The organism is Ferroplasma acidarmanus Fer1 (genome assembly GCF_000152265.2).
In the GTDB taxonomy this organism is placed as follows: domain Archaea; phylum Thermoplasmatota; class Thermoplasmata; order Thermoplasmatales; family Thermoplasmataceae; genus Ferroplasma; species Ferroplasma acidiphilum.
Genome location: NC_021592.1, coordinates 496,240 through 521,595, shown reverse-complemented (window position 1 = coordinate 521,595; position 25,356 = coordinate 496,240). Strand labels below are relative to the sequence as shown.

The 25,356-nt window shown below is 35.0% G+C and carries 22 protein-coding genes and 1 other RNA gene; 15 read left to right on the top strand and 8 right to left on the bottom strand.

Annotation, left to right across the window (positions count from 1 at the left end; translation table 11 throughout):
* The first annotated feature begins 218 nt into the window (after nucleotides 1-218).
* From FACI_RS02430 to FACI_RS02415, 5 genes are all read left to right on the top strand, one after another.
* Entirely contained in the window at nucleotides 219-1,532 is a 1,314-nt protein-coding gene (locus FACI_RS02430) for an aldehyde dehydrogenase family protein (RefSeq protein ID WP_009886519.1), read from the top strand.
* A 20-nt stretch (nucleotides 1,533-1,552) separates the two neighbouring features.
* The gene (locus tag FACI_RS02425; protein ID WP_009886518.1) at nucleotides 1,553-2,692 is read left to right on the top strand and encodes an MFS transporter; all 1,140 of its coding nucleotides are present in this window, start codon (nucleotides 1,553-1,555) and stop codon (nucleotides 2,690-2,692) included.
* Between the two features lie 67 nt (nucleotides 2,693-2,759).
* A complete protein-coding gene (locus FACI_RS02420; protein WP_009886517.1) occupies nucleotides 2,760-4,016 on the top strand; it encodes an MFS transporter in 1,257 nt (418 codons plus the stop codon).
* Nucleotides 4,017-4,050: 34 nt separating this feature from the next.
* Nucleotides 4,051-4,342: RNase P RNA component (gene rnpB / locus FACI_RS09900), an RNA gene on the top strand.
* Nucleotides 4,343-4,386: 44 nt separating this feature from the next.
* On the top strand, nucleotides 4,387-4,806 hold the full coding sequence (locus FACI_RS02415; RefSeq protein WP_009886516.1) for an NUDIX hydrolase: 420 nt from the start codon (nucleotides 4,387-4,389) through the stop codon (nucleotides 4,804-4,806).
* Here FACI_RS02415 and bluB read toward each other — a convergent pair.
* Nucleotides 4,795-5,460, bottom strand: coding sequence for a 5,6-dimethylbenzimidazole synthase (gene bluB, locus FACI_RS02410; protein ID WP_009886515.1), 666 nt, complete (start codon nucleotides 5,458-5,460; stop codon nucleotides 4,795-4,797). The genes FACI_RS02415 and bluB overlap by 12 nt on opposite strands.
* 108 nt (nucleotides 5,461-5,568) lie before the next feature.
* Between bluB and FACI_RS02405 the strand changes: the two genes are divergently transcribed.
* From FACI_RS02405 to FACI_RS02395, 3 genes are all read left to right on the top strand, one after another.
* A complete protein-coding gene (locus FACI_RS02405) occupies nucleotides 5,569-6,981 on the top strand; it encodes an APC family permease (protein WP_009886514.1) in 1,413 nt (470 codons plus the stop codon).
* 147 nt (nucleotides 6,982-7,128) lie between these two features.
* Nucleotides 7,129-7,596, top strand: coding sequence for a hypothetical protein (locus FACI_RS02400; RefSeq protein WP_009886513.1), 468 nt, complete (start codon nucleotides 7,129-7,131; stop codon nucleotides 7,594-7,596).
* A 184-nt stretch (nucleotides 7,597-7,780) separates the two neighbouring features.
* On the top strand, nucleotides 7,781-9,166 hold the full coding sequence (locus FACI_RS02395; RefSeq protein ID WP_009886512.1) for an RNA-guided endonuclease InsQ/TnpB family protein: 1,386 nt from the start codon (nucleotides 7,781-7,783) through the stop codon (nucleotides 9,164-9,166).
* Nucleotides 9,167-9,260: 94 nt separating this feature from the next.
* Here the strand turns inward: FACI_RS02395 and FACI_RS02390 are convergent, their stop codons facing one another.
* The 3 genes from FACI_RS02390 to hydA form a co-directional block, all read right to left on the bottom strand.
* Nucleotides 9,261-9,848, bottom strand: coding sequence for a DUF998 domain-containing protein (locus tag FACI_RS02390; RefSeq protein ID WP_009886511.1), 588 nt, complete (start codon nucleotides 9,846-9,848; stop codon nucleotides 9,261-9,263).
* Between the two features lie 77 nt (nucleotides 9,849-9,925).
* On the bottom strand, nucleotides 9,926-11,185 hold the full coding sequence (locus tag FACI_RS02385) for a M20 family metallo-hydrolase (RefSeq protein WP_009886510.1): 1,260 nt from the start codon (nucleotides 11,183-11,185) through the stop codon (nucleotides 9,926-9,928).
* Entirely contained in the window at nucleotides 11,186-12,559 is a 1,374-nt protein-coding gene (gene hydA / locus FACI_RS02380) for a dihydropyrimidinase (RefSeq protein ID WP_009886509.1), read from the bottom strand.
* 95 nt (nucleotides 12,560-12,654) lie between these two features.
* On the opposite strand from hydA, the gene FACI_RS02375 reads away from it, so the two are divergent.
* Both FACI_RS02375 and hutH read left to right on the top strand, forming a co-directional pair.
* Nucleotides 12,655-13,785: an amidohydrolase gene (locus FACI_RS02375; RefSeq protein WP_009886508.1), complete on the top strand. Its 1,131-nt coding sequence runs from the start codon at nucleotides 12,655-12,657 to the stop codon at nucleotides 13,783-13,785.
* Between the two features lie 56 nt (nucleotides 13,786-13,841).
* Nucleotides 13,842-15,353: a histidine ammonia-lyase gene (gene hutH / locus FACI_RS02370; protein ID WP_009886507.1), complete on the top strand. Its 1,512-nt coding sequence runs from the start codon at nucleotides 13,842-13,844 to the stop codon at nucleotides 15,351-15,353.
* Nucleotides 15,354-15,403: 50 nt separating this feature from the next.
* On the opposite strand, the gene FACI_RS02365 is transcribed toward hutH, so the two are convergent.
* The 3 genes from FACI_RS02365 to FACI_RS02355 form a co-directional block, all read right to left on the bottom strand.
* Nucleotides 15,404-16,729, bottom strand: a complete 1,326-nt coding sequence (locus tag FACI_RS02365) for an ATP-binding protein (protein ID WP_009886506.1) — start codon at nucleotides 16,727-16,729, stop codon at nucleotides 15,404-15,406.
* Between the two features lie 256 nt (nucleotides 16,730-16,985).
* Complete coding sequence (locus FACI_RS02360; protein ID WP_009886505.1) at nucleotides 16,986-17,873, bottom strand: IS481 family transposase; 888 nt, start codon at nucleotides 17,871-17,873, stop codon at nucleotides 16,986-16,988.
* Nucleotides 17,874-18,012: 139 nt separating this feature from the next.
* Complete coding sequence (locus FACI_RS02355; RefSeq protein ID WP_009886504.1) at nucleotides 18,013-19,173, bottom strand: IS110 family RNA-guided transposase; 1,161 nt, start codon at nucleotides 19,171-19,173, stop codon at nucleotides 18,013-18,015.
* Between the two features lie 242 nt (nucleotides 19,174-19,415).
* Here FACI_RS02355 and FACI_RS02350 point away from each other — a divergent pair, with 242 nt between their 5' ends.
* Nucleotides 19,416-20,414 (top strand): hypothetical protein, encoded by a 999-nt coding sequence (locus tag FACI_RS02350; RefSeq protein ID WP_009886503.1) that lies wholly within the window; start codon nucleotides 19,416-19,418, stop codon nucleotides 20,412-20,414.
* Nucleotides 20,415-21,011: 597 nt separating this feature from the next.
* Here FACI_RS02350 and FACI_RS02340 read toward each other — a convergent pair.
* Nucleotides 21,012-21,596 carry a TetR/AcrR family transcriptional regulator gene (locus tag FACI_RS02340; RefSeq protein ID WP_009886501.1) on the bottom strand — a complete coding sequence of 195 codons (585 nt, stop codon included), beginning with the start codon at nucleotides 21,594-21,596 and terminating at the stop codon, nucleotides 21,012-21,014.
* 73 nt (nucleotides 21,597-21,669) lie between these two features.
* Between FACI_RS02340 and FACI_RS02335 the strand changes: the two genes are divergently transcribed.
* The 4 genes from FACI_RS02335 (at nucleotide 21,670) to ftcD (ending at nucleotide 25,356) form a co-directional block, all read left to right on the top strand.
* The gene (locus tag FACI_RS02335) at nucleotides 21,670-22,476 is read left to right on the top strand and encodes an NmrA family NAD(P)-binding protein (RefSeq protein WP_009886500.1); all 807 of its coding nucleotides are present in this window, start codon (nucleotides 21,670-21,672) and stop codon (nucleotides 22,474-22,476) included.
* A complete protein-coding gene (locus FACI_RS02330) occupies nucleotides 22,473-23,651 on the top strand; it encodes a transposase (RefSeq protein WP_009886499.1) in 1,179 nt (392 codons plus the stop codon). Before FACI_RS02335 ends, FACI_RS02330 begins: the two co-directional genes overlap by 4 nt.
* Nucleotides 23,652-23,744: 93 nt before the next feature.
* Complete coding sequence (locus FACI_RS10210) at nucleotides 23,745-23,885, top strand: hypothetical protein (RefSeq protein ID WP_187288961.1); 141 nt, start codon at nucleotides 23,745-23,747, stop codon at nucleotides 23,883-23,885.
* 574 nt (nucleotides 23,886-24,459) lie between these two features.
* Nucleotides 24,460-25,356 carry a glutamate formimidoyltransferase gene (ftcD, locus tag FACI_RS02320; RefSeq protein WP_009886496.1) on the top strand — a complete coding sequence of 299 codons (897 nt, stop codon included), beginning with the start codon at nucleotides 24,460-24,462 and terminating at the stop codon, nucleotides 25,354-25,356.

Here is a 25,356-nt window from a genome sequence, read left to right as displayed (position 1 = left end):
GAAAAAAAGAAAATAAGTACTCTAATTATTCCTATAATTGGCATTACTTCATAACTCCATATATCTGATTTGTATGTAATTACTATATAATGATGGAATTTATCCAGGGGAAGGCGTCTAATAGAAGAAATAACACAGGGTATAATTATTCTGTTAACAGGATATAATTGGAATACCGGACACCAAAAAGGTAAAGTAATCAATATCCATTTTTATATATGGAAATATCAACATTTAACCCTTTTACAGAAAAAGAACTTGGCAGGTATAAGGTAGCTAGCCTTGAAGATGTTAAGGAAACTATCAGAAATTTAAAGGAAAACCAGCTCAAATGGAGGGAAAATATTGATAAAAGAATTGACATGCTGAAAGAATCAAAGAAAAATTTTGAAAAAAATGTTGAAAGCCTTGCAACCCTGATGTCATCTGAGATGGGAAAACCTATAAGCCAGAGCATTGCAGAAGTACAGAAAACACTCAGGCTCTTTGATTATTACATTGAAAACGGTGAAAAGTTCCTGGAAAATGAATATATACATACAGAGGCAAAAAAATCCTATATAAGATTTGACCCCCTTGGGGTTATAATCATAATAATGCCATGGAACTTCCCATTATGGCAGGTGGCAAGAGCTGCAATTCCCGCACTGCTGGCAGGGAACGCTGTTCTTCTCAAGCACGCTTCCATAGTAAGCGGGTCTTCTTTGAAAATCCAGGAGTTGTTTAATCTTGATACATTTAGGTCTACAATAACAACAGGCAAAATAATAGATGATGCCATTAAATTCTCAGACGGTGTTTCATTTACAGGGTCTACAGCTGCAGGATCTATAATAGCTGCTGAAGCAGGAAAAAACATAAAGAAATTTGTAATGGAACTGGGTGGTTCAGATCCCTATATTGTCCTGGATTCTTCAAATATAGACGAAGCAGTAAAAAACTCCGTTTACGCGAGACTGCAGAATAATGGCCAGAGTTGCATTGCCTCTAAAAGATTCCTTATAAATGATTCTATATACGATGAATTTTCCAGAAGAATGCTGGAGGAATATAGCAGGGTAAAAGTGGGAGACCAGCTGGATAAAGACACATATATTGGCCCACTATCCTCTGTATCACAGAAAGATATAATAACAAAGCAACTTAAGGAATTGAAATCTATGGGAACTGTAATCTCTACCGGGGATAACTTTGGAAATGTAATAAGGCCAGCACTGGTAAAAATGGATAAAGATTATGGGGAAGAGGTTTTCGGGCCTATTGCAATGTTGAGCAGGTTCAAAACCATTGATGAAGCAATAAAACTTGCAAACGACACTCCATACGGGCTCGGATGCTCAATATGGGGAGACCCGGATAATGCAGAAAAACTTGTTCCATACATAGAATCAGGTACAGTATCAATCAATAAAATTGTTGCTTCCGACCCGAGGTTGCCATTTGGCGGGACGAAGAAAAGCGGAATCGGACGTGAACTATCCAGATATGGAATACTTGAGTTTACAAATATAAAAACCGTATGGGTGAATTGAACTAACCATTAACGATTTATATGAAGGCCCAGAGTTATTTTATTTCAGTTTCAAAGGCATCGAGGTCATTTATATTATCAATGCTTGCAGTTATAACACCTTTCTACCTGTCAAAATTTGTAAATGTTTTTGATGTTGGAATCATAGTATTATTCAGCATTGCATTCTCAACACTGATAATTTACGTATTTCCCGCATTGAATATTAAGAACTGGCTCAAAATGTATGCAATTTCCGCCGCACTGGCCATAGCCCTGCTGTTGAATTTTATATTCATGAATTTTTATGTCTTTATCTTTTCCCTAATGCTTGGCTCAATTTCCCTTTCAGGCAGGGACATAAGCCCGAACCAGCCAATAGAACAGTATGCTATGGCACATTATGAAACGGATATGAAAAGCAAGAGAATGGCATTTTCACTCTATAACTTTTTTTCCTATGGGGCATCAATAATAGCTTCATTATTCCTATTCTTTTATGTGAACATCGATTACAGGATAGTATTCCTTTTACTCACACTTGTGGCACTATGCCAGTTTGTACTGTACCTATTTATAAGGTTCCCGCAGCATAAAAGGATGAAGGGAAAGGATCTGGATGTAGAAACAAAAAAGAGGGTGTTTTCACTATCATACCTCTTTGCAATGGACTCATTTGCCGGCGGCATGGTAACAGTATCAATGATTTCACTGTATTTCAAATACGTATACCACATATCCCTGAGCACAGCCGGTTTGATTTTTGTTGCAGTCAATATTATAACCACAATATCTATTCTGATCTCTCCCTTAATTTCATCAAAAATAGGTCTTATAAGGACCATGGTATACACACATTCGGTGAGCAACATATTTTTAATGCTTGTGCCTGTTATACACGTACTTGCTATCAGTGAAATATTCCTGTTTCTCAGGCAGACAACAAGCCAGATGGATGTGCCGGCTCGGGATACCCTTATAAATACTGTTATTGAAGAGAATTACCGGGTAAATAGCAATTCTATATTTTCAGCAGTGCGGAATGGTGCCCTGATTCCCGGACCCGGGATTGTGGGTGCTGTGATGACAGTATTTCCACCCTTTATGTTTTTCGCCGGTGGAGCCCTGAAGCTTTCCTATGATATTATATTCTTTGTAAAATACAGGAAGATAAAGATATAAAAATTTTCTACCGGTGCACAAAATGCACCTTTGCACATTTTCTTTTAACATTATTGACTTAGCTTTCATGGAAACCGAATATCCACAAGGCAATAGTGGCATATCAAAAATTATGCTAACATCACTTTTTATCGATGAATGGAACATATTCTCTATCCCCATGATAAGCATATTTGTGGAACACAGCTTAAGATTTGGAACAACGATGCTGGGTCTTGTTACAGGTGCAACTATAGGAGGGGCATCCATCGGGTCAGTACTTGGAGGGTATATGGTAGACCGCTTTGGCAGGAGGAAACTGTTCTTTTTCAATCTCATTTTATTCCTCATCTCTGCAATACTATCCGCACTTTCAATTAATTTGACAATGCTGGTTATATTCCGGTTTCTTGCAGGAATTCCTGCAGGTGCAGATATTGCCAACGTTTACTCATATATTATGGAGACAGAAAAACCCGGGCACCGTGAGGTTACAGGGGCTTATAACACACTCATGGCGAGCGTGGCTATACTGGGTTTAAATGGAAGCGTGGTAATTCTACTAATTTCTGGCTTAAAAGCCACAGCAATATGGAAAATTGCCATACTAATCCAGATAATTCCAGTACTGTTCCTTCTTCTGTCCTATAAAAGAATACCGGAATCAGATATATGGAAAGCTAGCAATAAAGAAGCTACTTACATTGATTTCTTCCGGAAATTAAGGCATAACCGGGTACAGTGGAGAACATCTATGTATAGCTGGTGCTGTGGAATCGCAAGCGGGATTGAGGTCGGGACATTTGCCTTTTTCATTCCTTATATAATATTGAAATTTGGAATCTCCGGTGCAATTAATGACCGTTTTATCATTATCGGCATTTATTCTATAGGAATTCCTGCTGGCTATTTAGGCCCGAAGATTTTGCCTAAAATAGGTCTGAGAAAATTAAGTTATTCAGGTTTTGCACTATCGTTTGCCGGGCTTGTCATATCAGGATTGGCACTTCTGTTTAATATATATATTGTTTTGCCGGTATCCATGATGATATTTGTATGGGGAAACCACTGGAATAATGAGCCAATAACTACTTCACAGGCTCTGGTTGCCGATTCAGACATGAGGGGCAAAGCTGTAGGCATCTCCAATTTCATTTACCAGCTCCCTTCATTTCTATCTATTTCCATATTTCCCATTATGTTTTCAGCCATAGGGATGGGGTACTCAACCCTGGTGGTGGCCATTGCTTCGTTCGCCGGAATTATAATTACACTGGCTGTATTTAATGAAATATTCGGATATCGCAATGATGCAACATACGATAGCGAATGTGTGAAATCCTGATAAGTTTAAATCTTTTGCAGCGATAAACTGGTGGAAAAGCCCGAGGGCAACTGACGCCGAAAGGTGAGGAAAGTCCCCCCTCCACAGCTGGCTGCAACCGGTGAAAGCCGGTATGCCGAGAGGCATGGTTAAGAGACAAGAAATAAACGGTTCCATGTGAAGGATGATTTGAAAAAATGACGTTTCATGGAGTGCTGATGAGAACTCTCCCTGCAGGGAGCAAGTCTAAATTGAATCGTTGACTACAGCTGCTAGATTCAGGTAAGACGCATAGTCGAATGTTGCCAACCGAAAGGCTAACAGAAGGAGGCTTACTCCGGGCATTTCCACCTTTTGAATACTGTTAAATATACATTTTTCATAATAATCTATGGAATGCATGGCAGCCGTAGCCCTTATATTTAACCGTGATAAATTTCTGTTAATAAAACGGGCTGAACAGGATGGAGACCCATGGTCAGGGCAGATGGCACTTCCTGGAGGGCACAGGGAAAGGAATGAAAGCTGTGAACAGGCAGCAATAAGGGAAACCATGGAAGAGGTAGGACTGCCAATCACTGTTAAAAGGTCACTGGGAATATACCATACTTTGAATGGAAATGTGAGTGTAGAGGCATATGAGTGTTTTTCCACTGAAACAGCAATACATCCGGACAATGAAATCTCAAAGTATTTCTGGGCAACGCGGGAAGAACTTATGCATAAAAATGAAACATATAAATTCAGGGATTATATCGTGTTCGGGTTAACATACCGCATACTTTATGATTATTTTTCCTCAAATCCATGAATTTTTCAGTTTATCAATTGTTTCTGGATCAGGCTTCTCTCCCCATTTGTCCATGTATACAAAATTAGAAACATCCAGCCTTTTTTCCCATTTCTTTTCCTCCAGTTCCGGTATATCATGGTCTTCGGAAAGGTAGCCCACTGCAAGATATCCTACAAGCTTAATACTTTCAGGAATACCCAAGATTTTCTTTACCATATCAGGGTCAATGAAACTGATCCATCCCATTCCAATCCCCTCTGCTCTGGCAGCAAGCCACATATTCTCTATTGACAACACGACACTATACTCCGACATTTCCGGCATTGTAGCCCTTCCCAGTATGTCAGGGCCTTTTCTGGAAACATCGCATGTTACGGCCATATTAAGATCCGATTCTAAAATTCCTTCAATTTTTATATTTTGGAATTTTATCTTTTTTTCATCCGGGAGAGAATTATAAAAATCCATTCTCTTTTCTTCTACAACTGCCTTAATTTTCTTTCTCGTTTCTATATCCCTGATTAAAATATAGTTCCATGGCTGTGATAATCCCACCGAAGGTGCATAATTTCCTGCTTTCAATATTCTTCCAAGGGTGTTATTGTCTATGTGTTTATCAGAAAACCACGACCTTACATCTCTCCTTTTTTTTATGGCTTCATAAACATCCATCTGTGGGTATAACGTTCTATGATAATAACATTCTATCAGAATATCTGAGGTGTTCCATGTTCCATATATATTGCGATAAATTTATATATAAATTGTAGTTGTATTCTGATGGACAATCTGGATTCAAAATCCGGCCTTGCTACCCATACATTAAGCATGTGGCAGGCACTGGCCCAGGGGCTTGGAACCAATGGCCCGGCTGCTGTTACTGCCTTATTTTTTGTAGGAATTGCCGGGGCTGTTGGCTCTTCAATGACGCTTGTTATAGTTCTTGCCTTTATCATTTATTGTGGCATGACTCTGGTGACATATGAATGGTCAAAGGAGGTTGCATCCGCATATTCATGGGCAGCATTCCACAGGAAAGCCTTCGGGGACAGGGGCAAATTCCTGTCTTTTTATGGTGGTATTTCCTATTATTACTATTACCTCCTTGGATATACAGGATTCGCCATGTTAGGATTAACCGCCTTCCTTTACGCACTGGATCCATCACTAGCTGCAGCATATCCATGGATCTGGATACCATTAACAATTATAATTATTGGAGAGACAACAGTCTTGAATTTCTTCGGTGTTAAACTGTCCTTAAAATACGTTCTTTATACTGGCCTTGCTGAATTTATATTTCTTATAGGGACATCAATAGCCCTTATAGTAATTGCCGGCCCGCATAACTCATATGTACCATTCACAGCTGCAGCAGTGCATTTCAACTATACCGATATTGCAATTGAAATGATTCTTGGAATCGCTACATTTGGTGGGTTGAATTCTGTGGTACCGGTAGCAGAGGAAACTAAAAATCCAAAGAAAAACATACCCCTCGCACTGGGTATACTTGCCGGGTTAATAGGGGCAGTTATAATAATTAGTTCCTATGCCCAGTCCGTTGTCTACGGCGTTACCAATATGTTCCAGTATGCAAACCTATCAGATCCTGGAATTTATGTTTATACAAAATATCTTGGCCTGGCGGTTGCTGCAGTATTTGTCTTATTTATCATTAATAGTTTTAATTCATCAGGGGTTGCATTCGAGACAAGCACTGTGAGAACATCCTATGCATATGCAAGGGATAAAATCTTATTTCCAAAAGTTTTCACCAGTATTAATAAACACAAAGTGCCAGGGAACCTTGTTATATTCACCGGCCTGCTGAGCATAACCATAGCAATAGTATCAGGCCTCATTCTCGGCCCTCTAACAGCCAGCTTATTCCTTATAATAAGCAACTCAATTTTCAGTTTTTCAAACCATGCAATAGCTGGAATCGGCCTTGGGGTTTACCATAGAAGAAAAGGAACTTTGAGAATAATACAGCATTTAATAATACCCTGGGCAGTAGCAATAGCTCTTGTAGTTGCTATTGTATACGTTGTATACCCTGCCCCGGCGCCACCACTTAACTACGCCTCATATATTTCTGGCATATACTTTGTGTTCATTATAGTGCTCTATTTTTATTACAGGGCTAAAAAACCGGATATGCTTGAAGAAGTTGGAAAGTTTACCCTCTAATTTTTATTATTTGAAAATCTAGGCACATTTGCAATTTACCATACATAATTAAAATTCCCATTGTCAATGAATTCAAATAATTTCTCGGAATAGTATACTAAAAAACATTTCCTAAAAATTTATAACCAAAAGCCTCATTGTGGAATTATGCAACCCGGAACAGATAATTTACAGGGTCAATATAATGATGTATTAGCAGAATATATACATGGGAATAAAAAAATTATTGCAACTGAAACAAAACTTGTTTTGTTTAATGGCAAGGAGGAAAAAGATGTCTATTATAGTTCTATTGCAAGTTTGAATGTAATAACCGGGCGTGGTGGTTTTCGAAGTATAAATATTCTACGCATTATTCTGATTATTGTAGGGTTTCTCCTCATGTTGCTATTTCTCGCATTTGGCTATATTGGATTGTCAATTGGTGTGTTTTTCTTTGTGGTGGTTATAGCAATATTTACATATCTACTCAGTCACACCATCTCTGTTACATCCTACTCAATTTCCCTAACCAACGGGTCAAGTATCGTCCTGGCAGAAGGAACCGGCACGTTGGAATTTCTAAAAATAATAGGGACAAAAGGTGTTGAGATTAAATTTATAAATAAACTGTAATGACGGCCAAAATTACCAGGTCTTATCTATATTATGTAGTATTGATTTAAGCCTTTATTTTACAAATCATTCTACCAGAAAGAAAGCCACTGAGTTTACGATGTGGATGAATTTCTGGAAATAAAGAAATAAATGGAAATAATTTATATATTAAATTGATATAATAAAATTAATAGAAGAAAGTATGATAGAAACAAAGAGAAACAAAATTAAAAATTCGTTAAGAATAACAAGAGAAAGAAGAAAAACGCAGGATGTAATAATACTTAAACTAAAAATAGACAATGATAAATTAAATAATAATACTATAAAGGCATTAAACACAATCTTTTTAGAAGCTAAATGGCTATATAATTATGTTATAAACAAAGAATTCAACAATGATATTTTTAATATAGACCCTAAAATAAAGAATGTAAATGTATATGTTAAAGACCATTATGAAACAAGGAAATTAAAATATATATCATCACAGATGAAGGAGAAAATTATTAACAGGGCAATGGACAACATAAGAGGTCTTCATAAATTAAAAGAGAATGGCTTTAAAGTTGGAAAATTGAAATTTAAATCATTTATAACATCAATACCATTGAATCAATATACTATAACATATAAAATAATAAATAATAATTATATTAAAATACAGAATATAAAGCAGTTGTTAAAAGTAAATGGCCTGGATAACTTAGAATGCTATTATGAACCGGCAAGTGCATTGCTAATCAATAAAAACAGTGATTATTATATCAACATAACAGCATACAGAAATAAATACATTTTAGAAAAACCTGTTAATAATCAAAAAATAATATCATTTGACTTAGGAATAAAGAACCAGTTGACATGCTCTAATGGCTCAATATTAAACTATAATATACCAAAATCCAGAAAAGAAATAAGATTGCAGAGGTCATTATCAAGAAAAGCTAAATATGCAGAAGGTTCAAAGAATAAACTCAGTAAAAAACAATCTAAGAACTATTATAAAAACAAAAATAAATTAAACAAAGAACAAACTAAAACAGCAAATAAAAGAAAAGACACTATAAACAAAATAGTCCATTATTTAACATCCAATTATGATATAGTAATAACACAGAACGACAATATAAGAGGATGGAAGCATCTCTTTGGCAAAAGGATAGAATCTACAGGCATAGGTGGAATAATCGATGCACTTAAACATAAGGCATCAACACTTATATTACTGGATAAATTTATTCCTACCACAAAGGAATGTTCTAATTGCCATAATAAATATGATATAAAATTAGATGAAAGAATATACAATTGCCCTAAGTGTGGTTTTATAATCGATAGGGATTATAATTCTGCATTAAATGATATGTATTATGGCATTAAAAAATTAAATGAATTATTAAAAATTAAAAATAAAAAATTAAATAATTATTTTAAGAAATGTAATATAAATTTAAATGTACCTATGGAGCGTAGGGAATTAACGCCTGTGGAGATTATTGCCTCTGGCTTTGAAGGGCTTAATATAAGCCCCTATGTGAAGTTAAGCATGGTCAATGAAGCAGGAAGCCTCTATGCTTTAGCATGAGGTAGCTCACTTCTATTTTCATAGTTAATATACCCGGTTTCTCAATGCATTATAATTATAAGAAAATCACAGTGTTTCAAATCTCAAATAAAATTCATCTATTATTTTTCAATTTCTGGAATGTATAAATGTGGAGCAAAACCATTATGTCAATCACAATAACTCCGAATATTTCATCCTCGGCAACAGATTGCCATGGTATTTCAATAAACAGGACCCATGATACTGGAAGAATAATCAAAATTGCAATTCCTACTTTTCTGAATTTTGTAAATAACAGTGAAATTCCGATTGTAGCATATGCTATAGAAGCAATTATAAAAAACCATATGGAAACAAAGTCATGGGGGTAAGTGCCTTCATGGTATATTCCTATTAACGCTAGAAACAACCCTGCAATTATGAAGAATGCAGACCCTGTATTCTCAATGCTATTCCTGGAGTTTGCAATTGCCGCAATGGCAAATAATGCAATAAGCAGCCCTGTTACCATCAATCCTACATTATAAATATAAGGGTCTGCCGGAGCCTGATGCTGAAAAAAATTTGAAATATTTGTTCCACCCAGGTCGCTTAATGCATTTTTTTGAATTCTAAACCATGGATTTACACTGATAGCTGCAAAAATAGTTATCCATGCCGCAGCAATAGCTGAAAACCCCATATATTTAATATACTTCATAAACAATTATAATCATATTAATATATTTAGTTTTCTAATATATAATTATGAATAAAATATGTTTAATAAATCCATGCTTAGTTTTTATCCAGATTTTTAACAGCTCCTAATAGGACTTCCAATCCATTTTCAACATCTTTGAAATCTGTCCATTCAAGCGGTGTATGGCTTAAGCCCTTTATACTGGGTACAAATATCATCCCCGCCTCAGCTATTTTAGACATAGGTATGGTATCATGCCCTGCACCACTGGGCATCTCCATGCTGCTAAATCCCAGTGACTTTATTGAAGCCTTTATTGCATCCATTACCTTATCTGACATTATGGAAGGTTCTACCTCTGCAACTATGCTGTACTTTATATTAACGCCATTTCTTTTAGTTTCAAGTTCTTCCAGGACTTTTTTCTTCATGTACGCAAGGCTGTCGCTGTGTTCACTCCTCAAATCTATTTTCATTGCTACATGGCCTGGAATTACATTGAACCTTCCAGGTTCCACCGATAATTCTCCAACGGTGCCTACACTATGGTTGTTGTATTTCTTAGATGCTTCCCTTGCAATTTTATCTATCATGGCAATTATCCCGGCTGCCCTTACCAGTGCATCGCTTCTCATTTCCATTGGTGTAGTCCCGGAATGTCCCTGTATGCCATTAACTTCTACAGAAAGCACACATTGCCCTGTTATGGAAGTTACAACGCCTATCTCCTTTCCCTTTTCTTCCAGTACAGGCCCCTGCTCGATATGGTATTCAAGATAGTATTCCGGTTTCCCGGGGAACTCAGAATCACCAAGGTATTCTATTCTCTGCATCGCTGATTTAAAATCAACTCCATCCCTATTTTTCAAAGCCCAAAGATTTGCTTTGCTGATATTTCCTGTGAAACCATTGCTTCCCAGCATAGGCTGATGGAATGCTGACCCTTCTTCGCCGGTAAATGCTGCTGCAACAATATCCCTGTGGTTTCTGTATCCTGATTCCTTTAACCTCAAAAGGACTTCAAAGGCACTGAAAACCCCCATGGCTCCATCGAACATTCCACCCTGGACAACGGAATCCAGATGTGAACCCATCATTATTTTTCCCAGATCAGAATTGCTTCCATTTAACGTAATAAATATGTTCCCGAAAATATCTACAAATGGATCGAATCCGTTCTTTTTACACAGATCAACAAAGTAATCCCTTGTATTTTTATCTCTATCCGTTCCTGCTGGCCTGGTTACACCATCATTTATTGTTAATTCTTTATATTCTGATATTGCTTTTCCGTTTTCCCTACCTATTGATCCCTGTTCAATCAGTATTTTCTTAATTCTTTCCATGTTATTCATTTAAATCGCCTCCTTTCCAAGAAAATGGCCTTTCTTTCCTTTTCCTGTGAACGCATCATTCTCAGCAACTATTTCTCCGCCAGAGATTGTAAGTACCGGCCATCCCTTTGTTTTCATATGGCTATATATGGCAATGTCAGTTCCCATATGCAGGTCTTCAGCCCTTAGCCCGTGTTCAAGCTCAGTATCTATTACGGTTAAATCCGCATCGCTCCCTATTGAAATAGTACCCTTTTGAGGATACAGATTGAAAATTTTCGATGGGGATGTGCTTATTACATCAACAAACTTTTCAAGTGTGATGCGCCCTTTCTGTACGCCTTCGGAAAATAGTAGGGGCAATCTAGTTTCTATGCCAGGTATGCCATTTGGCACCTTATTAAATGGTATTCCTTTCTTTTTCTGATATGCCAGGAATGGCACATGGTCTGAACCCACTGCCTGTATTTTTCCTGATGATATGGCATTCCACATTGCATTAATATCCTCTTTTTTTCTCAATGGGGGGCTGCAGAGGTATAAATTGCCATCTTCCCTATCAAGGAAGCTATCATCCAGGATTAAATATTGAGGGCAGGTCTCTCCATATATATTCACGCCATGCTTTCTTGCACTGTCTATAATTTCAGGCGATGTTTTTGTTGAAAGATGGACACAGTATACCTTTGCACCGGAATCTCCTGCCATCACAGCTGAATCAGCAACGGCAACGTCCTCGCTCACCGGCGGTTTGCTTATGGCATGGTATTTAGGGTCAGTTTTTCCCTGCGCTAAAAGAGCTTCCATATTTCCTTCAAGGAAATCATTATTTTCTGCATGAATCTGAACCATTATGCCATACTTTTTAGCAGTGTTCATTCCCTGCAGAATCTGATAATTATTAGCGTACCTCCCGAGATTCTTGTATGTGGTGAAAATTTTGACAGCCATTATCCCGAGTTTGGATAACTGTGAAAATATTAATTCAAGCCCCTCTATAGATTGAAAATCTTCTGTTACCATCATGGGCTTTATGGTAAAATCCAGTGAACTGCTATCAGAAAATCTTTTTATTTTCGAAGCGGCAGCAGCCACAGTATCCTCATTTTTATTTGCCTGTGAAAAATCCAGCACTGTTGTGGTGCCCCCTATAGCTGCTGATTCGGTGCCATTCCTTATTGTCCCGGCACTGGAATAGCCTTCTATGTGTGTATGCGGGTCAACGCCACCTGGAATAACCAGTTTTCCCGATAGGTTAATTCTCTTTGTATTGCCCTTGAAATCATTTAAGTTGCCTATGGCTGCTATCTTTCCGTTAATAATTCCTATGGATGTCCTTTTTAATCCGCCATATAAAAATACATTTCCATCTTTCAGTATAAGGTCAAAACTCATGTAAAATATATCAGGTATGGTTATTTAAAATTTATGAGCAAGCACGAAATGAAAACATTGCATTAAATTTAAATTGCATTTGCATATATTCTACTATGAAGGCAGTTAAGGCAAATGTGCTTTATGATGGAAATAAAAAACGGAAGAATGTGTATGTTTGTTTTGAAGGCGATACAATTACAGAGGTTACTGAAACAAAGCCTTACGGAGAAATTATTGGTGAAGGTGTTATAACACCTGCATTCATTGACCCTCACAGCCATATAGGGCTTGATAGGGCAGGGGAGCCTCCATATGAGAGTGAAGCAAATGATAAGCTGGATTCTATGCTGCCGCTTGCCCGGGCCATTGATGGAGTTTATATGGATGACCACGCATTCACAGAATCCGTTGAAAGCAATGTGTTATATTCCGTTGTTTTGCCAGGTAGCGGAAATATACTGGGTGGCATGGGTTCTCTGATAAGGAATTTTGAAAAGAATACAAAGGATGCTTTTGTCAGGGATATAGGCGTTAAGATGGCACTTGGATACAATCCCAGAAGCACCACAGAATGGAAAGGCACAAGGCCAACTACAAGAATGGGCGTTGCAGCCATAATAAGGGAAAACTTTCTGTCAGCGCAGAAAGCTGCGAACCTTATGAACAATGGAAAGAAAACTATAGATGAAATAGACCCGAAAACAGAATTTTTCATAAAATTAATCAATGGGGAATATAAAATAATGTGCCATCTCCATAAGGAAGATGATGCATTATTCCTGATGTCACTTGTTGACCAGTTTGGAATAAAGCCCATAATCAACCATGGAATGGATTTCCACAGTGAGAAAATATTCGAGGAAATCAAGAAAAGAGACCTTTCCCTGGTATATGGTCCTCTGGATTCACATCCATATAAGGTAGAACTGAAGCACGAAACGTGGAGAAACGCCGAACTGGTGAAGAAGTCAGGTGTACGTTTTGCCCTTATTTCGGATCATCCTGTAATATTGCAGCGGAACCTTTTCCTTACAACAAGGCATTTCATGAGATTCGGTGCATCAAAGGAACAGTGCATATCATATGTTTCATCAAGGCCTGCTCAAATACTCGGGCTCGATAATCTTGGGACAGTTGAGCCCGGAAAACTCGCATCGTTTAGCATCTGGAATAAAGACCCATTTGAACTGGACGCATATCCTGCAATGGTTTTCGGGGAAGGGAAACTTGTCCACAGTGAATAAATTAACTATTACGTCATCTGGCGTAGTTTAATATATAATTTAGCATTGTAAACATTATGATTTACATTGACGGTAACAATTTGAGTATAGAGGATGTCAATGCTGTTGCAAGTGGCAGCGAAAAAGTAGGCATAGCTGAGTCTGCAATAAAGCAGATACAGTATTCAAAAAAATCATTGATGAAAATACTGGATTCCGGCAAGCCTGTATATGGTGTTAATACCGGATTCGGATCACTCCTTAATGTAAATGTGGACAGGAAAAATATAGTACAGCTTCAGACAAACCTTATACGTAGCCATTCTTCAGGGATAGGGGAACCACTGGATATTGAAACTGTAAGGGCTATTATGCTGGTAAGGGCAAACACACTGGTGAAGGGTTATTCCGGTGTATCGGAGAATATGATTGATTTTCTGCTATTCATGTTGAACAATAATATAATTCCCGCTGTTCCCAGGTACGGTTCTGTGGGGGCAAGTGGGGACCTCGCACCACTGGCCCATATTGGCCTTGCACTTATGGGTGAAGGTGACGTATTCTACAAAGGAAAAATCCAGAATGCAGGTACGGTATTCAAATCACTTGGAAAAGAACCATACAGTTATGGTGAAAAAGAAGGCGTTGCACTGATAAATGGCACATCTGTGATATGCGGCATACTGGCTCTGGAAATAAAAAGATCAGAGAAACTTGTTTCTGAAGCCCTTGGATCATTTGCACTGGCATTTGAAGGTTTATCCGGAACTGATAAGGCTTTCACAGAATGGGCACTGGCATCCCGTCCACATGAAGGCCAGCAAATGATAGGAAAAGCCTTCAGGAAACTATTCAATGGCAGCATGATTATAGAAAATGCAAATAAAAGCAAGGTACAGGATGCATACTCTCTGAGGTGTACTCCCCAGGTTTACGGTGCCGTGTGGGATACACTCCAGTACGCCAGAAAGGTTTTAACAACAGAAATAAATTCCGCAACAGATAACCCATTATTGCTGGGGAATGAATACATTTCCACGGGAAATTTCCACGGGGAGCCTGTAGCTATGGTTTCCGATTTTGTAGCAATCGCCATGACGGATTTTGGTAATATGGTAGAAAGGCGCCTGGCAAGGATTGTGGATACAAATTTGAGCGGGCTGCCTCCATTTCTTGTAAAGGATTATGGACTGAATTCCGGCTATATGATCCCGCAGTACACAGCAGCAGCCCTGTGCAATGTAAACAAAACGCTTGTACACCCGAATTCCGCTGATACAATTCCTACCTCAGCCAACCAGGAAGACCATGTAAGCATGGGAACCAATGCAGCATTGAAACTTATTGAAATTAACAAAAATGTGAAGTCTATAATAGCAATAGAATACCTTCTTGGAGCCCAATCACTGGAATTCAGAAAGCATGAGCCTTCCCCGGCAACTCTCTCAATATATAAGAAAATCAGGGAAATAGTCAGACCTCTTGATTCTGACCGTCCCTCCACAGGTGATATAGGAGCAATTACCAGCATGATGGATACAGAAGAGTTTCTCAGCCTTATCAGGGAAAAATCTGGATTTTGCCGCTAAAACCTTGGCTAACTATCTTTGCAATATTTTTAATTCTAAAAATTTTATTGTTAATTCAAATTAAGCAGCCATTCCCATAAAGGAACGAATATTATTTTTTCATTGTTTTCTATTATAACGCCTTTAAAATCCCATGTGATAATTGATAATTTATGCGCTTCAAAGTATTTTGCAGCTGATAATAATGCAGATATTTCTCTTTTGTCAATTTCACTTGCGTCTGAAGCGTATGTAACCTGTATTAATTCTACAATTTTTAAGGAATCTGATACTACAAAATCAACCTCTTTTCCATTTGCTTTTCCATATTCCTTCCAGTACGAAACATCCAGATTGTTTTCAATACATCTATGATTAAGTTCCAGAAAAACTATATTTTTCATCAATCTTGTTATGGACATTTCATTTTTCAGTGCGTATATAATACCAGGGTCAACTGAATATATCTTCTTGTTATATGACATTTTTTTGTTTTCAGATCTGGTGTATATATTCAGGCTAAACAGAAAAAATATTTCCCGGGAATCATATAAAAATTCCAGTAATTTATTTTTGCTGATTTTATAACCTACAGACTTAAATGTATTGTAAATCTTTGATATGCTGAAATATTTAGAATATATAGATACTGAATACTTCATAAATGCATCAAGAACATTCACCTCAGAGATATTAAAATGTTCAGCCATATCCATGGAAAATATTGTATTGTAATATGATTTCAATATCATTAATTTATTATTATCATTTTTCTCAAGGGCAACCTCGGGATAACCTCCATATTTAAAATAATTATTGAGTTCTGACAGTATATATCCTCGCTGATCGGTGTATCCTGCTAAATTTGAATATTCCATTCTATTAAATTCTAAATATTCCTGAAAACTCAGTGGCATTATAGTATACTCAATATTTCTCCCTCTTAATGAAGTGGAAATTTCCCTGCTTAATAATTTAGAAGATGACCCCGAGATAAAAATTTTGTATTTTGATGTGTCATAAACTCTTCTTATATATTTTTCCCAGAATTTTATATTCTGTATCTCATCAAAGAACAGGTATATTTTTTTATCTTTTGAGGGGTTTGCAAGTTCAATGAACAAAGGAATTATATTATCCATGTCTGAAATTGTTACATTCATCAATCTTTCGTCCTCAAAATTTATGTATAATATATTGTTTTTAGGTTCTGTTTTCAATAATTCATTGATTAAATAATACAAAAAATAGGTTTTTCCTGATCTTCTCGGGCCTATAATTGTGATAATTTTATTTGAATCCATTGACACATTAATATTTCTTTTATGTGCTTCAGGTACACTCGCAAGTAACCATTCTGATATCACTTTTCTGAAAGCTAATTTGCTGCCTTCCATATGTATGCAATACAACAATAATATAAAATTGTTTTCTAATAAAACAATTTCATACATAATTTGTTTTTTTAGAAGACAAATTTAGGTAACAGATTAATTTAGCACATAATAGCAGACCATAAAATTTTCTATGACTATCGCTCAATATACCTTTCTTTTTGAATAAAATTATAAAAATTGACCGGTAAATTATTAAATAGTAAATTATTTATTAATATTGTTACTGTGATATCCCGAAATTAGTTCCCTTATATATTTATTGTTCTTTAACATTTAACTTACCTCCCTTTTCTTCATATGCCATAGCTGGTGTTACAACAGGCCTGTCATCTATGGATAATGACATATGCCTTCTCTTATAATTGTAGTAATATACAACTTCATCCCAGGTACTGAAATAAGGCCTTAGCCTTTTAATTGTGTAGTTTAATCTTTCCAGTTTCCCATTAGTCTGTGGATGATCTATTCTTCCAACTATATGTTTTATATTATTGTTATCTAAATATTCCTGGAACTTGTTCTTATCACCGGGTATTCCATTCTTACCATTTGAAAAGAACTGTGTTCCATGGTCTGTCAATATCTCTTCTGGCTTTCCATATAAATCTATAGCTATTTCCAAGGTTTCTATTGTATTATCAATAGTTTCCTCACTGTATATTCCCATTCCTACTATGAACCTTGAAGCATCATCCTCTATTATTATCAATTTCTCACTATCACTGTACTTGGTCCAGTCCATATGCCATAGTGAATTAGAATGTTCCCTCTCATACTTCAGGTATTTTCTCTGGTTCTTCTTATTAATATCCTCATTTACCATATTGTATTTTAACAGTATTCTGTATATAATATTATGCGATATTTGTATACCCTTATCCTTAAGGTATTTCTCTATCGGCAATGGCCCTGATAAAGGATAATTATCCCTTATGTTAATTATTAATTCCTCTGTATTGCTGTCTATATTCTTTTTCTTTCTTCCTGTTTTATATAATTCTTCTTTTCCATATTCTAAATAATTGAAATAGATCTTATTTATGTACCTTACAGTTACTCCATAAATAATTGCTAATTTCTTAGATGATTCTCCTTTTTCTTTCTGTTTGATTATGTATTTTATTTTTTTATTGTTTAACTTCACCTTTTCTTTAACTCTTTTTTCTATATTATAATGTTTATATAGTATACTATATTAATTTTACTTTTTACATATAAATATTCATAACTTCTATAGCTTACGCTATTGATATTCAAAAATACGTATTTTCTTTAATTATTTTTTAATTTATATTATTCAGAGGATCTTCAAAATCCTTATTATTCTTCAATACGGAGTATATGATATTCAGTAATTTGTTGGAACACGCAATTAATAGCTTATTTCCTTTCATGCCATCATTCTTCTTCCTTGTGTAATATCTTTTAATTACTGGATTAAATCTAATAGCAGATACAGTTGATAAATACAGTGCATACCTTATTAACGGGTTTCCCCTTTTTGATATTTTTGATGTAATATTATAATCCCCAGATTGTTTAACCACTGGATCCATACCTGAATAGGCCCTTAGCTTTATAATAGAATCAAACCTGTTTATGTCTCCTATAGATGACAATATTATAGAACCTGTTATAGTCCCTATTCCTGGAATTGTCTTTATTTTGGAATCCATACTATTATACTCATCTTCTATGATATTTTTTGTTTTCATTAACTGCTTGTTCAATAATTCCAGTGTTTCAATGTTTATATCTATGTCGTATTTGACTGCATTATTAGTATTGCTGTTTATTAAGATATTTCTTATTTCACTGTGTTTACTGTCACTGATATATTTTATTTTATAATTATTTTCAATGATTTGATCTATGTTGCTTATTATTTCCATGAAATATTTGGAATTAACATTGGCCACCGCGGTTAATCCGGGGTATAATAGATCCATATCTACTATTAACTGGTTCTTTGCCATTGTTATTTTCCTGTTTATTCTTATGTATGTGTATACGTATTCCTTAAGATTTGTGTAAGTATTCTCAGTATTTTTATCCATGGTAATTATATTGTTTTTACGTATGATAATATATTTTGCTATTGCTTCTGCATCTATTTTATCTGTCTTATTCTTCCTTATCCTTGAACTCTTCAATAATTTTGTCTCCAGAGAGTTTAATATTATTGCACTGCGACTGTTTTCTATTAAATAATTGTATAAATTCACATGGTATATACTTGTTGATTCCATTCCTATTTTTATATTTCTATAATTCTTTATTATCTTTAGAAATTCACTGAAGCCATAGTTATTGTTTATCAGTATTCCCCTTTTTATTAAATTCATTTCACTGTTTATAATGCAATAATCAAACTTCTTTTTAGCTATATCTATTCCAACATATATCATATAACCTCCAGACCAGTTCACACTCTCCCTTTCCATATTCCAACAGCCTTGCTTATTATCGGTGCATTTGCACAATATACATTATTTTTATACTTGAATATGAAAAGGGATATACATACTATATACGGTGGATTGACCCACAAAGAACTCACAGTATTCCCTGATCATTGCCATAATGGAGTTATGGATAAAATCATTATACAAGGAACTCAATTCTAGATATTATATATTAATATTGTTACCGAAATATATATATATATTCATGTATTAATATCATTATGAATAAAAAGAAGGTAATAATAGGTGTATTAATAGCCCTAATATTTGTAATGATTGCATTTGTCCCTGCAGCAGACAATATGCATACAGTTCATGGCAATGCAGCAGTTAATAAAATATCGCCACAACTTGCCATTGGCAATTATGCTGTGAACGGTAATACATACAATAATTTTGAACAAAACAATTTTGCAAAAGGTGATTTAAATTGGAAGGCAGTTAATTTAGCAAAAAGCCCGTCATTAAGCGGGAAACCGGTTACTGGTAGTTATGCAGCCGTTAATAATAAAATATACACACAGCTCTCAATAAGCAACATTAGCATAGCACATAAGTACACGAATAAAATTACTGAAATTTTAGGTTCTAATTACAATGAATATATTAAAACAACAGGAAATAGCGTATACATAAAATCTATTATTTATAAAAGCAATCAAAATACATGGATACCAAATAATTCAATGTATATGATTACCGGCAGCCATGCCAGATTGATCACTTTCGATCCGCATACTTATCATAAATCGTATGGATGGGGAAACGCATATGTGTTTTATGATTCGGATACTTTTTATGGTTCCATAGGTGCGAGAAATTATTATATCATGCTTGGCCTTATAACTACTGATGCGGGAATAGCAACGGATACAGCCCTTATAGCTGCACCGGAAGTAGCAGCGGTTGCAGTTGCGTTGGAAGCAGTAGTTGTGGCAGCATGGGCTGTATTTACAAATGATCATATTTCAAGTCAGGGTACTACTATACCCTATGTTGAGTTTGATGTTTCAGTAGGAAACTGGTGGGATTTCTGGGATACAGGCATATATGGGGAACTCGGTGCACATTCAAATCGTGCATACAATTTCAATGGAAATTTAACATATTCAGGGCAATGGGCTTATTTTCCATTTTTAACAACGGCTCCCCCTGATCTACAGGTACCAAGTCTATTGCCACATAGCAGCGTTTGGCCAACCCTATCTCCTCCATGGTGATATAATATGAATAATAATACAAAAAATGTTAAAAAAATAAGTAATTACATAATAATTTCTATTGTAGTCCTTACTTTTTTATTTATTATTATGTTTTACAGATTAGCATACCTTGGCTCTATAGGTAATATTATAAGTGCTAAATATAACTTTTATACAGGTATATTCCCTGTCGCAATCATAGGATTTGTAGGTATAGATATTATTTTTTATCTAGAATATTTAAGAGATAAATTAAGCCATAACTCTGTGAGGCATAATCTTGCAATGTGGGTCTATCTACTTTTTATTTTCTTGTTTTTTTCTTTAATTTTACCTCTTTTGCTTCCTTCCACAGGCAACCGTCCTCAAATTATTTCGCACTCTATGCTTATGATTAATTTAATAACTATAGGGATACCGGGTGTATTTTCTCTTTCTATACCTATATATTTATTAGTAACTAGCCACAGATTTCCCCGTCATATATAGTTGAAAGATATAGCTGGAAAGCTACAATTATTTACACCAGATCAACACTTACCTATCGGATAACAGTTTGATTAAACGGCGATATAATATTAATTAATTCTATTCTTAATAAGTATAAAATAATTATTAAGAGCGATTGCCAAATAAACTTCTTATGCCAGAGTTAAAAATAGATGTTGCTGTGGGATTATCAAGGCCCTGCATAATACTTATGAGAACACCGTTATGAAATGCTATTAATATTCTGGCGAGATCTGTAGAATTAATGCTTTCTGAGATGGTGCCATCCTGTTTCAAATTTTCAATTAAATCCGATATATATTTTACATACCTCTTATAGCTATTTTCTATTATTTCTTTTATATTATTGTTTACATTTATTTCATTTAATGCAAATATCCAGTAAAATTTTTTATAATCCGGTAATTTCATTTCATCTGCAAAAAATTTTTCTATGCCTGTAATCATATTCCCTGAAACCGATTTTTTTAAATTTGTTTCCAGTAAATCCATATTTACCTTACACGTTTTATTTAAAAGTTCTTCCTTATTTTTAAAATATAAATATAATGTACCTTTTGTTATACCCATGTCTCTGGCTATGTTTTCCATTCCTGCATTATTATATCCCATCTGAAAAAATAACTTTGATGCAGATTCGATAATCTTTTCCTTTGCCATTTCCCTGTAATCCTGAATAACTTTAGGCATTATGATATATTAAGTTAGAATATTAAATCATTTCTAAACAATAAGTTTTAATACTAACTATTCATTCAGTTTTATGAATAATAAGTACGATATAGATAATGGCCTGCATGTTGTTATCGGTGCAACAGGTGCCTATGGCTATGCTGTAACAAAAATACTTTTAAAAAATAAAATAAATGTGCGTGCTATAGTTAGAAATGAGGAAAAAGCATTAAAATTATTCCCGAAAGATGTTGATATTGTGAAATCAGATATTTTTAACATGGATAAAATTATAAAGGATTTAAAAGGCGCATCAGTAATATACATAGCCAATAATTTTCCATATAAGAATTGGCAAAATTATTATATTTCAACCGAGAATATTTTAAAGGGTGCTGAAACATCAAATTCAACAGTGGTTTTTCCAGGTAATGTTTATGGCTATGGAAAATTTGATTATCTGCCTGTAAATGAAGAGCATCCATTAAATGCAAACGGCAAAAAAGGTATTTTAAGGAATAATATAGAAAAACTTTTATTTGAGTATTATAAAAAGGACAAAATAGGCCTTGTGATTCCCAGATTTGCTGATTTTTATGGGCCGAATGTAACAAATGATTTATACGGCGGGATGTTTATAAAGGCAATGAAAAATAAAAAGGCAATATGGCCGGTAAATCCTGATATCCCGCATAATTTTACTTATATTGACGATGCCGCGAAAGCAACATTATTGTTACTTAGAAATATTAATTCATATGGAAAAGTATACCATGTATCGGGCGATATAATAACAGCGAGGGAATTCATTAATAAAATATACAACAGGCTAAATTTAAAAACTCGAGTTTTGCGTTTTGGTAAATTTTATCTATATTTTCACTATTTAATATTATGATCGATATACCTGTTGTAGATTCACCTGATGTATTGAATAGACTCCTTTTAGAATTCAGGCCATTATTTGGCAGGAGGCAGTTCAGGCAATTCTGCAGGTACATAGTCTCTGGAATAGCATCTTCAACAAGGTCATCAGCACATTTAAATGGAATATTTGTAGAACATACAAACCAGTCAAACCTTAACAGGTTTTTAAGGAATATACCTGCTGATGGCATATTCAATATATCATGTTCCTTAATCAACAGGAATTGTTCTGGTCCTGTTCTCTCCCTGGATGACACAATACTCCAGAGGAATGGAAAGCATATAGATGGAGCACAGTGGATCTACGACCATTCACAGGGAAAAACTGTATATGGTATGCAATACACTACCTCTGTAATATCAGGCAATGAAGGGATATTCCCATTATCCATGGAACTTAAAACAGATGATTCGAAGATAGACCTGCAGATAAATACAATAAAAAAAGCTATGGGTGCAGGATTGAGGTTTAGTACAGTTGTATTTGATTCCTGGTACTTTTCATCAAAACTGGTAAAATTCCTTGAAAGTATGGGAAAAGATTACGTAAGTGAAGCAAAGTCAAACAGGACAGTATGCATTGATGGGAAATGGATCAGGCTGAGGGATTATGCAAATACACTTGATCTGAAATCTATGAAATCATACACAGTAAATGGAAAAACATATTTCATGAAGGCAATAACCACCAGAATGAAAAATGCAGGTATTGTAAAAGTAATAGTATCAAGGAGAATAAACTCTTTAAAGTTCTTTGTTACGAACAGGACAGACTGGAAAGTTAAAACAATAATAGGGAAATACCTGAGAAGATGGGACATAGAAGTATTCCATGAGGAATTAAAGCAGGACGGGCTAAAGCATCTCTATCAGAGGAAACATGCCACTTTGCTTGGTACGGCGAAGATGAGCCTTCTGGGTGAGCTGCTTCTCGAAATCTCTGCAATCAATTCCATGGGGAACCATTTAAAAATCAGGAAAGGAACACCTGAACCCAGGCATAAGCAAGTGGCTATAAGCATTTTAACAGATCTGTTCAAAGCAATAGAGAATAAAGGGAGATCATTCCTGGATGCTATACTGAAGTCAATTGAAGAGCCATACAGGTCAACAAGAAATATTTATGGAGGTGCAATTAATAGTTAAATCGCAAAACTCGAGTTAAAAATAAAATTAAAAGTTATTTCTAAACTAGATTTAAAATTGCTGGCACATTTTAGTTCAAATATAAATGAAATTATGGAGCTTATTTATGAATACAGTGAACCATATATACTGGACGACAGAAAATTTCTAAATGAATACCCGGAATTCAGACATACAACATATGACGATGGAATAAATAACACTATCAACTGGTTTAAAAATGAATATATGTAAATATATATTAATTTATAAGTTATACTGGAAAAATTCAGATCCGGTAAAATAATTAATATTATTAATTTTCAATTATTTCCTGCATTTTTTTTAAATCGAACAAAATAATATTATTTATCTTTGGAATATCTTTCATATTGCAGTTAAAACCAGATTTGCTGAACACTACAAAATATTCTTTTATTATACTAGAAAATTGCAACAGCAATAAATTAGAACTTTTTGTATTATCAACATATAAATATATGCCACCTATCTGTTTCATTGCCTCCTTGATAAGTTCTGTTTTCCTCACCCTTCGATTTCAATATAAAACTACAGGTGAATTATATTTTCTTGTATCATTAATTAAGCTGTTTAATTCTAATTACCTATCAAAGAATCTTTCTATGATTATTTAGATAATGATTATATTTATAATCTTTATAATAAAATTTTATACCTTATAAATAATGCTTTTAATGTGGGAAATTTACAAAAATTGGTAGAAGAGTAATAAATTTTACTTATACTGATTTTGTTGGCAATGTTAATAATTTGCATAATTTAATATCCATTTACAGGATTTAATTCTATGAAGCTTGTAGAACTTATACCCAATTTCAGTGATGGGCGGAATAAAGTAGTAATTGATTTACTTGAAAAAGATGTAAAATCAGTACCTGATGCAAAATTACTGGATTCTGAAATGGACTACGACCACAATAGAAGTGTTATTACAGTTGTGTGCCCCATAGACAATGTTATTGACCTTGCATTTAATATGATCAAAACCGCAGGTGAAAATATAGATATGAATGTACAGACAGGATTCCATCCACGTTTCGGAGCTACAGATATAATGCCCCTGGTTCCACTGGAAGATACTTCAATGGAGGAATGCATAGAACTTTCACAGGAGCTGGGAAAGAAAGTAGGAAAGGAGTTAGGAATACCTGTATTTATGTATGCATATTCTGCAAAAACACCTGAAAGAAAAAATCTTGAAAATATAAGGAACAAAAAATTCCAGATTGAGGAATTAAGAAGCGCTATAGGAACCGGAAATTACATTCCTGATTACGGTCCGGAAGTAATAGGCAGGGCAGGTGCAACAATAATAGGCGCAAGAGATTTTCTTATTGCGTACAATATTTATCTCAATACAGATGACATAAAAATAGGGAGGAAAATAGCTTCTGCAATAAGGGCCAGGGATGGTGGCTTTGCCTGCGTTAAATCTCTGGCTTTCAAAATGCCGGAAAAAAATATTGTACAGATATCGATGAATATAGTAAATTACAGGAAAAATCCTGTATACCGTATATTCGAAGCGGTAAAAACTGAGGCAAAGGGATTTGGTGTTTATCCGGTAAGATCAGAGTTCATAGGGATGGTTCCGCAGGAGGCACTTGTTGATTCTTTTAACCATTATTTGATGTCCGGAATAAAAAATAAAAATGTACTGGATTATGCCCCGGGAAAAATTTAA